The 17,020-nt window shown below is 57.4% G+C and carries 2 protein-coding genes; both read right to left on the reverse strand.

The features are described 5' to 3' along the window. The coding region (locus tag EJP87_RS06350; protein ID WP_193771188.1) for a TolC family protein at window positions 1-1,572 on the reverse strand (1,572 nt) is incomplete at its 3' end. 55 nt (window positions 1,573-1,627) lie between these two features. Beyond that, the gene (locus EJP87_RS06355) at window positions 1,628-16,969 is read right to left on the reverse strand and encodes a DUF4347 domain-containing protein (RefSeq protein ID WP_227657486.1); all 15,342 of its coding nucleotides are present in this window, start codon (window positions 16,967-16,969) and stop codon (window positions 1,628-1,630) included. Window positions 16,970-17,020 lie beyond the last annotated feature (51 nt).

Here is a 17,020-nt window from a genome sequence, read left to right on the forward strand (position 1 = left end):
GGAGACAACGGCTGCAGGAATCCCTGCCCGAGAAGATACTGTCGATTGCTCAACTGGTTGTTTTGTCGGTGCCAGAGTCGGCACAGTTTGCGCCAAGTGCCTGCTTGCATTAACGCCACGCAACCACTGTTCAACCCGTTTGCTCAAATCCTCCAGGCTGCCCTCCTGAATTTCGCCCACATCAGGATCCTGTCCCACCGTCGCCATCATCTTGCCGACCGATGCCTGCAATTGCGACAGGGCCAGATAATAACGCAACTCGGCAAGAATGGAGTTGGTCTCACTGGCAATACGGTCCAATACGCTTTGTGCATCCTGGGCCGCCCTGTTACTGGTGTGCTGGGCAATATCCTTCTCCACCCGGAACAACGCCTCACTGCGTTGCAACTGGGTACGGGCCGCTTCATATTGACGGTGGGCAATATGCACCTGCATCAACAGGGCCATGCGCAGTGCCTGCCGTTTGGTCTGGGTAACCGTTTCGTTGGCTTCGGCAAAGGCAAGTTGCTCCGGCGCCGACAACAGGTTGAACAGATTCATGGAGACCCGAATGCCCGCTTCGTTCCACTCCTGGTGCATGGCAAAGGAGTTGTCGTCGTATTGATGACTCAGGTTGATACTGATGCCGGGCAACAGCTTGAGAAGAGCCTTGCGATTTTCCGCAGCGGTGATGCGGCTCTGATAGGCCATCTCGCGCATGTCGGGCTGGCGCATCAATGCAGCATCCTCCATCTCTGCCAGGGGCATTTGCCATTCGCTGGCCGCCAATCCTTCTTTGGGAATCTCCAACTGCAGTGGTGATCCCGGCGGTAGCGTCATCATGGCAGAGAGTTCCACTTTGGCCGTGGACAGTTCTTGTTGAGTTGCCTCCAATTGGCGCAACGTTTCTAACAAGGTTTTGCGATAACGCAACGATTCCAGTGGTGAACGCAACTGACTCTTCTCGGCCTGTTGGGCATCAGCCAGGGCATTTTCCGCCAACTTGACCGTTGCCGCTACCCGTGGCGCCAATTGTTGCGCGGCGGCAGCCCGCCAGAAAGCAGAACGGGTTTCTTGCACCAGGTTGTGCAACACCTTGCGTTCCCGTTCCTGGGCAATCAACTGGCGGTCGGCATTTTGCTTGGCGTTATAATAGCTGACACCAAAATCCAATAAATTCCAGGTCAACCCCAAATCCGCAGTGAGCCGTTCACGATCCTGCGAGGTGGAACGTTCCGGCATCAAGGCTCCGGTCGCTATAGAATAGCTGCTGGAGGCATTGATGTTGTCACGTCCGCTATATCCGGCAGAGGTCGCCAGTTTGGGCAAGGTATCGAATTTATCCAGATCCAGTTGTCTGGTGGCCAGGGCCGCCTCCATCCGCTTGACCCGATGGTCCATGTTGTAGCGCAAAGAGCGGGCAATAACCTCAGACACACTCAAAGGCCGATCAACCGCCTCGCGATTGGCAAACATTTTGGCAAAATCCATCTCTTTTTGGCTCACCAGTTCCTGATTAGTCAGCTTTTGTGGTTGCACGGCACATCCGGCCAAAAAGATCGACACCAGCAACACTGAAAATCGACCAGACATCCTCTTTTCAAGTAAATTTCTCATATACCCTCGCAATGCCAAGTGCCCATACCAATCATGATGAATGACGACGTGCCTGCAACCGTTCGGCTGCTACCGTCAAAACACTACCGCGTGCCTGCCATCCCTGTCGTCCCGCCCAGGCAAATTGCCTGGTCAAACCACCCCTGCCTTTACCAATCTCTTTTCCTGCTTCACCCCTGTCATTCAGCAATGATTGCAGCATGGCCCACAAAGCTGGTTCTGCACCACTGTCAGAACGGGGACCATCTTGGGGTGCTTTACCCTCTTGTTTTCCTTCACCACTCTCTTCCCCTTTGTTGTCGCCATCCCCTTTACCGATCTTGATGCGAAAGATGGAAACTACCTCTTTGCCCTGATTATCGTTGGCAACGACTTTGACAGAGATGTCGGCCTTGGTGCCAGGCGGAGGAGTTCCCTCAAAGCGGCCACTGGCCGAATCAAAGGAGAGCCAGTTGGGCAGACTGCCGCCATCGGCCTGACTGGCCGCCAGAGAGACCTGAGCATTGGCATCGCTGTGGCTGAAGGCATCGACGGGAATTGACATGCGAATGACACCATTCGCACCAACCGCCACATCCTGAATGCCGCGATTGAGCGTCAAACCAGCATTTTCTCCGGCTGATGGGGAAACCAGCACGGCAAACGCTCCCGGTGTTGCGGCGGTCAGATTGCTTCCGTCACCTAAGGCTGGCACCACAGCAGCCTTGCCAAGCATCGCTGCCGTAGTTGCAGCCTGCTGGGTAATCGGAGCCGTTGGTGGTGGTGCCTGAGCGATCGACAGGCTTTGATTGCTGCTCAACAACGATTTGCCAAGAGAAGTTGAAGAGTTGTTTGTATTCTCGCCACTTATGATAATAGTCAGCGCGGGATTGGGATTGGCAATAGTCACGATCGGAGCCACCAAACTGTCGCCCATCGATGGCAATGTGCCACTGCTATTGTAGGTCAGCACCGGAGCCGGAAGGGGCGGCGGGGGTTGTTTCGGTCCCTCGGCCGGTGGGGGTGCCGGTGGCGCCGGCTGTTGTGGTGGCGGGAAGGCGACATTGACCAGAATGGCGTTGCCCGCCTGCTTTGCCCCGCCGACACCGTTGACGTTGCCATCATCCAGAGTGACCTCAATGGTATCCGTGCCGCTGCGCTGCAGATGGGTGACATAATCAAAGGCGCTAATCGTGGCATTGATCTGTTCCAGAGTGCCGGTGACCAGCACCTGATTGCTGTCGCTGCCGCTGACCGTCGCTCCGTTGCGGGCAGTGACCTGCAACACTCCCTCCTGACAATGCAAGGTGGCCAGCAACAAACTCCCCTTGTACGCATCGCTGAAGGCAAGCCCGTCAATGTGGTTCAACTGATTGGGACGGTTGTAGGTAAAACGCTGGCTCAAAGGCATATGAGGCAGCGGGGTGTCGTTGGCCACTGTGCGCACATTCAACTGCCCCAGACCGGTTTTTGCTCCGCCGACTGCTACCATATTTTGGTCGTTGACACTGAGCAAAATCACATCTTCGACCACCGCAGCCGCCGATTGATAGCTGAAACTGGCCAAGGTACGGTTTACGTCCACCGATGAACCGGTGATCACCACCACGGCGCCATCATTGCCGGTCAAAACCGCTCCACCCTGTGCGGTCAAATGCAACAGCCCGTAGCCGGTCGAGAGTGTGGCCTGCACCGTGGCAGCGCTGTATTGATCGCTGAAGGAGAAACCGTTGACCTCTCTGGGGGTGTTGTCACCGACGCTGATCAAGGACGAAGGAAGTGCAATCTGTGGTGTATCGTTGCCGGTGATGGTTATGGCAAAACGGCTGGTTTGACTCTTGGCGCCACCAATGGCTGTACTGTTGCCGTCGTTGACACTCACAGTGATACTCTCTGTACCGCTGGCCGCTGCTGTGGTCTGATAGGTCAGAGTGGCCAAGGTGGCGTTCACTTCGGCCAGCGAGCCATGCCACTGCACCTGATTGGTGTTGTTGCCGTTATCGATCACCGTGCCGCCCTGGGCCGCGACCTGCAGAAGACCCTGCAGATCGCTGACGGTAACCGTCAAAACCGAACCACTGTAACCATCACCTATGGAGAGGCCGGAGAGGGCATGGGCGAGGGTGTCGGAAAAGGTAGGTATGGTGAGCGGAATCGTCAGCAGCGGCTGATCGTTTTGATCCAGGGTGATGGCGATGCTCTGGCTGCTGCTTTTGGCACCTGAGATCCTGGTTATGCCGCCATCATTGACCCTCACCGTTACCGTATCACTGCCCGACCGGGTGGCCGTGCTGCTGTACTCCAAGGTTGCCAATGTATCGTTTACATCACTGGCCGAACCGCTGATGCTGACCTGTGGCGTACCATCATGCAGCAATACCGCACCCCCCTGCGCCTGCAGATGCAGAGTGCCCTGACCGGCACTGATGGTGGCGGTCATCGTCGCTCCGTGCAACAGATCGGCAACCGAGATGCCGCTCAGACCATGGGCCAGGGTATCCCGCACTGATTGCGTACCGGGAACGGTGATGACTGGAGTATCATTATGGGTCAGAGTGACCAGCAGAGAACCCTGGATGCTTTTAGCCCCACCAACCCCACTGGCAAAACCGTCGTTGACGGTGACGGCAATGGTTTCCGCGGTGGCCGTATCGCTGGTCGCCAGGTAGGTCAAACTGGCCAGTGCCGTATTGATCTGGGCCACAGAGCCGATAATGGTCAGGTTGGATGAGTCGTTGCTGCCGCTGCTGATAAAAACACCGCTACTGTCCAGATGGAGCTTACCACCCTGGTTGACACTGACCGTCGCCTGCAGAGCATTGCTGTTATAGGTGTCGGCCACCGAAAATCCAGTGACTGCCACCGCCACCTTGTCGTTCACAGTAAAATCACTGGCCACGGTCAAAACTGGGGTATCGTTACCGGTCATGGTGATAGCAACCGTCTCTTGATCGGTGCCGGACCCGCTGCCGGTATGGCCATTGTCATCCACGCTGATCGTCAGCGTGTCAACGCCACTGCTGCTGCGGTTGGTGGCGTAGGTCAAGGTGGCCAAGGCACCGTTCAACTGCGCCAGGGTGCCGGTCACCGTCATGGTGGCCGAGTCGTTGCTGCCGCTGCTCACTGTGACCCCAGTGGTATCCAGATGCAACACGCCATTGTTGACCATCAGGGTGACACTCTGAGTGCCGGAACGGGCATCCACATCACTGATGGCAATTCCGGAGATGGCATGGGCGGTTGTATCGGTGAAGGGGCCTTGCGCACCCGGTATGGTCAACAGTGGAGCATCATTGACGGCCGCGAGGGAGATGGTGCTACTCAGACTCAGAGAGAGGGTATCCACCCCGTTGCTGGCTGTTCCGGCGCTGTCCTGCAACAGAGTCAGGGTTGCCGTGCGACCGCCGCCAACTGTGGGATCATCGCTGTCGTTCTGGTAACGCAGGCCATCGATCAGGGTTTGCATCTCGGCGCTGGTAAAAGCGCTGCCACGTGTGGCACTCAGCGTGGCGGTATTGCCGGAGAGAGTGACTCCGACAAGAATGTTATTGGCAGTGGTGGTCACCTGGTTGCCATCGCTCAGGGTGACCGTTGTGCCATCGACCAGCAGGGCCTCATTGTTGCCGTCACCCAGATTGCCGATCGTCCATTGCAGACGGCTGAAGGTTTGTCCGCTGTCGCGGAGGCCACCCGGATCGACGGCAGTGCCACTGAACATGGCGACGGCACTGCCCCCTTCGCTGTAGGTGGGATTGGTCGCCGTACTGTTGACTGTCGGGGCGTGGTTGATGGTGGCCAGGGTGACGGTTGCCGTACCGGCAGGGGTGCCGCTATCCACACCACCGTTACTGGTGCCGCCGTCATCGCCAACCGCGCTGATGACCACACTGCGAGTAGCCCCAGAGACCAACTGTGTGGCCTGGTTCTGATAGCCCAGGCCATCGATAACCGTTTGCCAGTTGTCGGCGGTGTCCGATTTACTCAGGGTCAAGGTGGCGGTGCTGCCGGTGACGCTGACCGCATAAGTGATTGCCCCGCTGGTTGTTCCACTGTTGCCATTGCTGAGGGCAATGGCTGTGCTGTCGGCAACAATATTTTCGCTGCTGCCATCGGCCAGATTGCTGACGCTGACCACCACCTGGCGAACCGATTGTCCGGATTCGATGGGATTGATGGCTGTATTGCTGAACAGGGTGACACTGCCGTTTTGCCCTTCTGTCCAGGTATTGGACGATGCGCTCAGGGTGACCTGTGGGACATCATTGACCGGGGTGATGCTGACCGTGCTGGCCAGGTTGAGGGTCGCGGTATCCACGCCGCTGTACAGGGTTCCACCAGTGTCGTGAAGCGAAGTCAGGGTGACCACACGACTGGTTAAATCAGGATCGTTGCTGCCATTCTTGAAGGCCAGACTATCGACCAGCGTTTGTGCCGAGGTCAGAGAGATACCACCGTTTTTGCTAATCAGTACCGTGGCTGTTTTGCTGCTATCCACGCTGACCACCATCACACCCATGCCATTGCGTGTGCTGGTGCCGTTGTTGCCCTCACTCAGCGCAAACCATTTGCCATCAATACGCAGGCTATCGCCACTGCTCAGACGATCATCCACATAGCTGACGGTCAAAATAAGTTGGTCAATGTTCTGCCCGAGGTCATTACCACCCAGAGTGATGGTACTGTCGTTGAACAGGGTGACCGCACCCCCCTTTTCCACGAAGAAGGGATTGCTGGCTGTCGCCGTCAGGGTCGGGGCATGGTTGATCGGTGTGACAGTGACCGTCGAAACCACGGCCAAGCCGCTGTTGCTGTTGCGGTCACTGCCAGAATCGGTCACGCCGGTTATGGTCACCAACCGGTTGCCGGGGGTAAAACTGTTGCCTGTGGCACTGTCTTGATAGCTCAGACTGTTCAGATACCCTTGCCAATGGCTGGTTGTATCGCTTTTGCTCAAGGTTACCGTGGCCGTGGTACCGGCCACACTGACAGAGTAGCCGATCGTATTGCTGCTGGTGTTTCCTGATGTGCCGTTGCTGAGGGCAAAGGTGGTGCCATCCAGAAGCAATTTTTCGTTGCTGCCGTCGGCCAGAGCGGTGATGGTCACGGTCACGGTTTCGATGGTTTGTGCCAGCTCAATGGCACTCAAGGCGGCGTTGCTGAACAGGGCAACCGCAGAAGTCCCCTCATAATAGGTGGGATTGCTCCCAGTTGCGGTTGCAGTCGGCACATCATTGACCGGGGTGATGGAGAGCGTCGAGGAAATCGATAACGTGGCCGTATCATTGCCGCCGCCGCTGTCCTGCACGGCAGTCAGGGTGATGGTGCGGGTCAGGGTGCCTGCGGCTGGATCATGATTCAGATTGGCATACTGCAGGCCATCAACCAGTGTTTGCGCCGCCGCTGTGCTCATGCCGCCGCTCTTGCTGATGGTGACCGTGGCTGTGTTGCCGCTCACGGTCACAGCCACCGCATAGCCATTGTCGGCAGTGGTGGCCGAAGTACCAGCGGTCAGGGTGACGGCGGTTCCGTCGATGGTCAACCGTTCGTCGGCGCCATCGTGCAGGGATTCCACGGTCAGACGCACGGCGTTGATCGATTGTCCCAGATCCACTCCGGTCGGATCACTGCCCACAGTGATGGCCGTGCCGCTGAAAATGGTGGCCGCAGCGCCATCCTCGGTGAAGATGGGCGCGGCGGCGGTTGCTGTCAGGGTGGGCACATTGTTGCCGGGAGCCAGAGTGATAGTCTGGGCCTGGTTGAGGGTGACGGTATCCGCCCCGCCATTGGCCGTGCCGCCGCTGTCCCGGATCGAAACCAGGGTGACGGTGCGGCTGTCAAAGGCAGTTCGGGTGGTAATGTTCTGGTAGCGCATGCCATCGAGATGGCTCTGCCATTGGATTGCCGTATCGCTCTTGCTCAAGGTGACAGTGGCTGTCGCGCCGGTAACGCTCACCTGATAACCGATGCCGCTGGTGGCGGTGGTACCGCTGGTGGAATTTAACAGGTCAAAGGTGGTGCCATCGACCTGCAACTTTTCGTCACTGCCGTCCGCCAGATTAGCCACGGTCAGGATGACCTGGTTGATGTTTTGCCCGCTTTCGATGGTGTCGATCTGGCTGCTGCGCCACAATTGCACGGCCGATTGATTATCGACGTGGGTCGGGGCCAGTGCCGTGCCGCTGAAGGTGGGGGCATCATTGATGGCCAGCACCGTCACCGTCGAGGCGACGGTCAGTGTCGCTTGATTGCTACCGCCATCCGCCGTGCCACCGCTATCGGAGAGCATGCCGAGGGTGACGATACGCGCCCCACCGGTGGGAACATCGCTCATATGCCGGTATTGCAGGCCGTTAACCAGCGTGGCCATGGTCGCGGTGGTAAAGTTGCTGCCGTTGGTGATGGTCAGCGTGGCCGTGCCGCCGCTCTGTTGCACCAGCACGTCATAACCATTGCCGGAAGTGATGACATGGTTGCCATCGGTCAGGTTGATGCTGCTGCCATCGATGGTCAAACGCTCATTGGCCCCGTCGCTCAAATTGTTGACGGTGATCCCCAGTTGGGTAAGATACTGATTGCTGTCGATGGAGCCCAGCCCCGCAACCGCCCCGGAAAAGAGGGTCACCGCCGTGGCGTTTTCGCTGAAGGTGGGATTGGCCGCCGTGGCGGTCAAGGTTGGGGCATGGTTGATAGTGGCCAGAGTGATCAGGACAGGAATCTGTACCGTGGCGCGATCTACCCCGGCCAGAGCAGTGCCGCCATCATCCTGGATAGAAGTCAGGGTGATGGTGCGGGTGCTGCCGGCAATCAGGCCGACAGCGCTGTTTTGATAGGAAAGCGCCTGCAGCCATCCCTGCCAAGCGCTGGCGCTGCTGTTGTTGCTCAAGGTGACTGTGGCAGTGCTGCCGCTGACTGACACCGTGTAGGCGATGTTCTGGGTGCTCGTGCTGCCGGTATTGCCATTATTGAGGGCAATGGTTGCACCATCCAGCACCAGGGCTTCGTTGCCGCCATTGGCCAGGCCATCCACGGTCAATACCACCTGCTGAATGGCCTGGCCGGTTTCTGTGGTGCCGATGCTGACGCTGTTGTACAGAGAAACGGCGGTACCGGCCTCGGTGAAGGTACCGGCTGTTGGCAGGGCGGTCAGAGTGGGGGCATCGTTGACCGCCTGCAGGGTGACGGTGACCGGAATGGCGACCGTGTGCTGGTTGGTGCCGACAAAAGAGCCGCCATTATCCTGCACCACGGTCAGAGTGATGGTGCGCCCGCCGGTGACGTGCGGGTCGTTGGCAAGATTTTTATAGCCGAGACCGGTAATCAGGGCTTGCGCTTCCACCATGGTCAGGCCGCTGTTGCGCGCCAGCGTGACGGTCGCTGTGCTGCCGCTCACCGCCACGCTGGCGTTATAACCGTTGCCGGAGCTGCTGCCGTTGCCATCGGTCAAAGCCAGACTCTGGCCGTCAAAGAGGAGAATTTCGTTGCTGCCATCGGCTAGACCGGCGACCGTCAACTGCAGGGATTGAATTTTTTGTACCGCCTCGATGGCACTGACACTGGCTGCCGTAAACAGGGTGGCCGCCGTGTTGCTCTTTTCGGTATGGCTGGCCGTGGTGCTGGCGATGGCAGTCAGGGTCGGGGCATCGTTGCTCAACTGCAACACCATCGCCCGACTGGCACTGGCGCTGCTGTTGGCGACGGTGGCGGTAAAGGTGACTGTTCGGCTGCCAGAGAGGGGATCATTGCCGTTGTCGGCAATGGTCAGGGCCCGCGCCACCGCTTGTACCAGAGCGTTGCTGGCCGAACTGTTGAAGGTGATCGTGACCGCCATGCCGTTGCTGGCCGAACTGTAGGGCGTGCTGGCGAGGGTGCCAATGGCCAGGGTGTCATATTGTACCGTGCCGCCATTGTTCCAGATTTCGCCGTTGTTGCTGGTTGGCAGGGCCAGCAGATCATCGCTGTCGGCGTTGGCAGTAATCTGTGCCTTGAGTGTACCACCGCTCCAGGCATCATAGCTGTTGCTGGCCGGGGTGGTGATCAAAAGACCAGGATCGATCACCACCGCCGCTCCCTGTTCCTGAAAGCTGCCGCTGCTGCCGGTGGCGGTCAGGGTGGCTGGTCCGTTGACGGTGACGGTAAAGGTGCGGGTCGAGCTGTTGATCCCGTCGCTAACCTGCAGGGTGAAGCTCTCCGTGCCGACAAAGCCGACGTTGGGCCGGTAGGTGACCGCCCCGGCTGCCAGTGCCAGATTGCTGCCCCCGGAAGCAACTGTGGCATTATTGAAAATGATGGTTCCCCCCTGATTGGGAGCGGTGAGCAGGGTGACCGTCTCAGTCTGCAAGGTGTCCGAATCGGAGATGAGCAGGTTGGCGGTGATGTCGCTGGCCGTGGCATTGCGGTTGACACTGAAGGAGGTCGTGCCACCTGTAAAAGTGGGGGCGGTATTGGCAGTGGAAAAATGGACTATGCTGTCATTGGCAATGCCGGCAAAGCTGTTGCCGGCCACATCCTGAATGGCGGTGGCGGCGATACGCAGGCTGTATTCATGGGCGGCCAGCAGTGTGGAGCCATGGCTCACAGTCAGGGTGCTGCCGCCCCAACCGGTGATATTGTTTGAACCAGCGGCGAGCGTGGCCACGTCACTGTTGGCGGTCATATCGTGGAGAACAAAGTTGCCCGTACCGGCATAGACATTTTCGCTGAAAGTGAGCGTCAAAGCGCTGGTTACGGTGGAAATTTCGCTGGCATTGTTGAGCGGTGTACTGCTGCTCAATGTGGGAGCGGTGCGGTCGATATAAATCGCACCCGGCCAACCGGAACGCGGTCCTTCCACAGCCCCGATGGTGGAACGGTTGTAGGCATAAAAATAATACCACCCATCGCTGAGTTCACTGACATCCAATACGGCATTGCCCCAGGTATTAGGGTTGCTGGTCATTACCGACCCGGTCAATTCACCGGCGTCGTATTGATAATTTTCATTCGCATCAATAAAAACAATCACTTCACTGTTGGCTGTTGCACTCTCATAAGCGCCATTTCCTCCGGCAATGCTGAGTTGGCTGGCATTGGTGATATAATCACCCAAAACACCGCTGTCGCTACTACTGACGACATGCACTCCATTCGGGGCGGAAGGAGTTACTGTCACGGTAACGGTTTTGCTGATGGTGGCCGTGCCATCGCTGACATAGACGGTAAAGGAATCGATTCCAGCAAAACCAGTGTTTGGTGTGTAGGTAACGCCACCCAAGGGGAATAGATTCTGACCATACGTCCCAGTAGATACGGTTTTGGGAGAGCCGTGCAGGTTCAAGTAACCATGGCTGGGGGCGTTAAACTCACTCCAGGTGATGGTCTGGCGAATATTGTTGTCGCTGACTTGAAACATGGAGAGCAGATTGTTGAGAGTGCTATCCTGGTCCACGGTCACGGTGGCCACTGCGTTGTCAAAGGTGGGGGCGACGTTGGGGGCGACGGAGGCAGTGATCGGGTTGCCGGTCAGATCGGCTGTGCCTCCTGTGGAACCAGGATTCCAGTTGCTGGCTGCGGCCAGATTATAGGTGATTCCGCCACTGGAGAGTAGACCGTTGGCATCGAGGAGTTGGTTAACTATTATTTTATCGGTGGCACCAAGAACCACTGTGAAGGAGGTGGGAGAGGAGATCTCCACACTGGTGGTGTTGCTGGTCAGGGTATAGCTGGAGGAAGAGGCCCCGTTTCCCTGCCCGGTAATGGTCAGCTTGCTGACATCGATGTCGTTGTTGCTGCCACTCAACGTGGCAAAGCCCACACCAGTCACCACCAGCGTACCGCTGCCGCCATCATAGGTGGCACTGGTGATCACCGATCCGGCAGTTACCGTGACCGGGGTGGTGGCATCGACGATGGTGACGGCGGCATCGGCGCCAGCGTTCCAATCCTCAGCGGCGGACAGATTGTAGGTTGTGGACTGATTGGATGCGGTGCCTGATTTGTTGAACAGCGTGTTGACCTGGGTTTTGTCCGTGCTGTTCAGGGTGATGGCAAAGGAGGTGGGTGAGAGAATCTCCACATTGCTGGAGGTCAAGACGTAGGTGGCGTTGCTGCCGCCCTTGACGGTCAATTTGCTGACCACAATATCATTGCTTGCGCCACTGCGGGAGAGCAAGCCACTGCCGGTCACCTCCAGAATGCCGCTGGTGGCGTTATAATTGGCTGAAGTCAGAGTGGGCACGGCGACATTGCTGACGGTTAGCGCATTGCTGGTCAGATCGGCAATGTTAAGTGAAGCCAACGCACCGCGATTCCAATCTTCGCCCATGGCCAGGTTGTAGGTGGTGCCACCGGTGGAGCCGGTGCCATTCTTGTTGATGTAGGCGGCCAGGGCGCTCTTGTCACTGCTGCTTAGGGTGACGGTAAAGGTGGTACCATTGCTGACATCGACACTGGCCGTATCGGTCAGAGTCCAGATATATCCTCCCTCACCGCTCACGGTAATTTTTGTGGCATCAATGTCATTGTTGCTGCCATCCCGTTTCAGGAACCCCCTTCCGGTTACCACCAGCACCCCGGTTTGCGCGTCATAGGTGGCGGAAGAGACGATCGGATTGACCACATTGCTCGTTGAAATGGCATTGCCGGTCAGATCAACAATGGTCAGGGCACTGACGGCGCCGGCGGCCCAATCCTCGGCAGCCTCCAGATTATAGGCCACCCCGTCGGTGGAGAAGAGACCGTTGCGGTTGATGAACAGGTTGACCGCCGCCTTGTCGTTGGCATTCAGGGTGATCCGGATGAGGGTTGTCGAGGAGATTTCGACGGAATCGCTGGTCAAGGTGTAACGGGTGCCCTCGCCGAACAGGGTCAATTTGCTGGTAACAATATCGTTGGTTGCACCGCTCTTTTGGGTGAAATCGCTGCCGGTGATCACCAGTACACCTGTCGAAACACTATAGGTAGCCTCGGTGATGGTGGGGATGGCCACGTTGCTGACTGTGATATTGCCATAACCAGAAAAATAACCATTATAGGCGCTCAGCCGGTAGGCGACACCGTTGAGCGAATAGAGACCGTTTTGGTTAACATTCCGGTTGACCATGTCCTTGTCCCTGGCATTAAGGACCACGGTAAACTGAGTCGCATTGTCGATCTCGACGTTGGCGGTGTAGAGGAAAGTGTCGACCCCTTCGGCAAGTATAGAGAGTTTGCTCACATTCACATCATTGGTCGGCCCGCTTTTTTTGACAAAGTTGCTGCCGGTAACCACCAATGTACCGGTAGCGGCATCATAGGTGGCAGAGGTGATGCTGGGCACCGGTACGGTGGCGGTCACTCCTGAAGTGGCATCGCTGCTGTCGGCACGGGTGGAGTTGCTGTCCCAATCATCGGCAGCAGCCAAGTTATAAGTCGTACCGTCGATGGAGGCGGTGCCCGTTTTGTTGATCATCGGGTTAACGGCAGCTTGATCGGCAGCATTGAGGGTGACCGCAAAGCTTGTGGTGCTACTGGCGATAACGTTGGCCGAGGTCAGAGTGTAGGTTGACCCCCCTTCACCGGTCATGGTCAGCTTGTTGACGGCAATGGTATCGCCACTGCTCATGCCGGTGGCAGTGACGGTCAAAACACCCGTAGAAACGCTATAGGTGGCCGAGGTGATGGCCGGCGGGGCCGGATAGATAGTCAAAGAGGCTGTATCGGTAGCCGTGGAAAAACCGCTTGTGCCGCCATTGCTGGCGGTGGATACTTTTGTCCCGGCGACACCAGACAAGCCGTCCCATGCGCGGAAGGTGATGGCACTGGCGAGAGTGCCATTATAGGTACCGTTGTTTTTGAAATAGAGCCAGGTGTTGGCATCAGCCGCGAGCAGCAGGGCATTGGTGTGGGAGACTGCCGAACCACTGTTGACATCGCTCCAGGTGGTGCCGTTGTTGAGTGAATAGTACCAGGTGCCGTTGCTGGTGGTGGTGGCTGTGATGGCTATGCCGAGCGGATCATTGACATCGACATCGCTGACATTGGCCAAAGCGGTTTTGTTGATCAGATCGGAGACCCGTGTTGCTCCGTTGGTGGAGGAAGGAACGGCGGTCTGCATCTGCTCGATGGCATTGAAGAGCGGTGATTTGGTGACATCCAGCACCGGAGCCGAGTTGATGAAGACGTTGAAAGTTTTAGCGCCGGGGACCGCTGCCATGGCATTGCCGACCAGATCCTTGACCGAAGAGCCCTGCAGATCGATGGTATAGGTGCCCACATCGCCGCTGTCCCAACTGCCGCCGGGGGCGGCGACGGTATAGGTGGCCGTGCCACTGCTGTAGGTGGCATTGCTGACGGTCAGGGTGGAGGTGGTGGGTCCGGTCACCCGCACGTTGCCAATGGCAATGGAGGTTGCGTCAATACCGCTGCCGCTGTCGCTGTAGGCGACGGTGAAGGTGCAACTGCTTCCGGAAAGGTTACGAATGTCGGCAATTACCGGTGTGGCTGCCGTGGGCAACACTCCATCAACCTTGGCCGAACTGTTGTGGAGCAAGGCGGAGGTGACAGTGGCATTGTCGATGGTCCCGGTAGCGTCACGGATGGTCACCCCGCTGCCCAGGGCGAGGCCGTTGGCCAGCACATCCACCCCGTCACCGTCGGAGTCGCCAGCCTGAACCAGATAATTGAACAGCAGGACTGAGGTGTCGCTGCCACTGACATAGTTGGCGGTCTGGTTGTTGCTGCCGATGGCCAGGGTCAGGGTCGGGGTACCGACCACCTTCACCGCCTGGTCAAAGGTGGCGGTGATACTGATCTGATCTCCCGGTCGATAGGTGGTGCTGCCAGCCCGGCTACCGTTGGTAATGGCCAGGGTGATCAGATCGGCCATGCTGTTGAGGTTGACCGTCGCTGCTACATTGGGAGCAAAGGTGTTATTGCTGCTGCCGCTGTCGCTGACCTGACTCAGGGTGATTACCCGGTTGCTGGAGGTTGGCGATTCACTGCTGTTGCGATAGGTGAGGCCATCGATCAGGGTGGCAAAGGTGGCGCTGTTCATACTCAAACCGCTGACCGTGACAGTGGCGGTGGTGCCGGAGAGGGAGATGCTGGCCGTGCCCGCGGTCAAGGTCGCCTGATTGCCGTTGCTGAGTGCGATGTTGGTTCCTCCGATTGACAGGTATTCGCTGCTATCGGTCACATTGCTAACGCTCACCTTGAAACCGCTGAAGGTTTGCCCGGCATCGTTGGTGTTGCCGCTGCTGCCGCCAAACAGGGAGACGGCGCTGCCGCTTTCGTTGAAGGTGACTGTCGAACCGCTGCTGCTGAAACTGGGAGCCACGCAGGGTGGTCCCAGATTGAGGTCGCTGCTGCTCAGGTTGAATACTGTAAAACCAACGGCTCCCGATACCGTGACGTTGGAGGTGCCACTGCCCGGATCAAGATCTACTGTGCCGGGATAAATGTCCAGCGCAACCCGGACCGAGCCATCGTTGTTCAAGGCCAGGGCATCATCCTTGTTTATACTGCTGCCAGCAAATTTGCCAGCACTCAGGGTGGTGCCGGTCGCAGAGAGAGACCAGATGAAGGCGGTTTCTTCGCTGGAGAAATTGAAGGTGTTGGAACCAAAGGTGGCGCTGGCCGAAGTCGGCCCGCTCATGGTTCCGGTGACCACCAGGTTGCCAGCCCCATCCATGATCATGTGATGCGGATTGGTGTAGGTGTTCGCAACATTGGAGGCTGAATTGGTGGCAATCCACTGTGAGGTACCAGAAGAGTCAAATTTTTCCACAAAGGCTCGCGATCCTGACTCCACAGATCCCGAAAAGAAGGAGAATGGACCACTGCTGGAAACCCAGGTGGGTACACTTTGTGTGGAATTGGATGCGGGATCCAATTTGGCATTGTTGCCAAAAGAGCCGGTGACGATGGGATTGCCACTGCTGTCGAGTAACAGATCGGTAATATAATTGCTGGCGTAGCCTGTCGACTCTTCTATCGTGGAAATATCCGAACTGATCACGTTGACCCACTGAAACACTCCGGATGAGTTTAATTTACCAAGGTATCCATAAGCGGTGTTGGTGGTGTCACCCTTGACGATGGTACCAAACATCGCCTCGTAGAATGAACCGGCAACATAGACATCGCCCTGGGTGTTGGCAGCGATATGGGTATTCAAGGAGGGCAGATCGATAATGCTGGGGTTGATTGGGGTGGCCCAAATAATATTGCCGTTGGCGGCGGCTTTCAGGACATAGAGCCCTCTGCCATAATGACCAGCCACACCGTTTATGGTTGCCGAGGTGTTGTCGGTGCCGAAGATCTGATCCTGGTATGGCTCGGAAACCCAAGGCGGTTTGTTATAGGAGCGCTCGGTATACATGCTGCCGATGGCATAGATGTTGCCGCTGCTGTCCACTGAAAGATCTGAAATAGATGCGCCGTCATTGTTGCCAATCTTGATCGTCCATTGATCAATACCGGAACTATTCAGCTTGATGAGCAGGCCATAGTAGTCTTTGCTGGGAGAGGTGATGCCGGTTCCACTAGGCAGAGTAATAGTCCGAATGTAGGTGATGCCGGCATAGATAGTGGAGCCGTCCGCCGAAACATTAATGGTCGCCCCAGTTTCACCAAAGGAGTTTCTCTCAGCTTCGTCCCACTTGGTGCCTCCTATCACCTTGACCCAGTCCAGGGTGCCGCTGGCGTTGTATTTGGCGATATAGGCGGAAGAGCTGCTGCCGCTGATCTGACTGACCAAACCGTTGCCAAAATTGGCTGATCCATTCAAAGTACCAATGATATAGGTATTGTTGCTGCTGTCGGTGGCCATGTCCGTGATAAAATTAGACCAGACACCGCTGGCAGAAACAGTGGTGATATTGCTGGGCAACAGATCCTTGTAGGCATCGAGGGCAGACGGATCGGCGAACAGCGTTTGCGGTTGGCTGCCGGTAGTGGATTCCAGAGTCCAGTTGCCCCCCTTGTCGCTGGCCCCGGTGGCATCAGTCGAAGCGGCGACATCATGTCCGATCACCTGTTGCAAGGCGGTGAGAAAGGAGGCTCCCACATCCCCATTGCCGACAAAACAGCCATAGAGGTTGAGTGTCCCGTTGTCGGCCAGGTGGGAGCCCAACTCCTGCAGGGTTTTGCCGTGGTTGGCGAGGGCGTCACTGGTAATCAGGTCGGTGCCGATGGTCACCTCACCAGGAGCGCCGTGGGAGAGAATGCTGATCGAGGCCAGATCGCGTTCACCGGCCAGGGCATCGACCACCGCCTGCAATCCATCTTTTTTGCCATCGATCACCACTACCCTGGTCTGGGGTGTCAGGGCGGCACGGATGACCTCTACATGATCAACACGCGAGTCGATCACCACCACCTGCGTGGCGGCTGGGGTGGGGTTGGCTTTGGCAGGTTCACTCAGCGCACGCTCGACCATCTGGACTGTGGAAAGTGAAGAATCGTTGCCATGATCAGCGCTGGCATGATC

Source organism: Candidatus Magnetaquicoccus inordinatus (assembly GCF_004217665.1).
In the GTDB taxonomy this organism is placed as follows: domain Bacteria; phylum Pseudomonadota; class Magnetococcia; order Magnetococcales; family Magnetaquicoccaceae; genus Magnetaquicoccus; species Magnetaquicoccus inordinatus.

Coding starts and splice junctions, on each gene's coding strand:
- EJP87_RS06355 (WP_227657486.1), bottom strand. CDS start 16,969: ATGGTCGAGCGTGCGCTGAGTGAACCTGCCAAAGCCAACCCCACCCCA.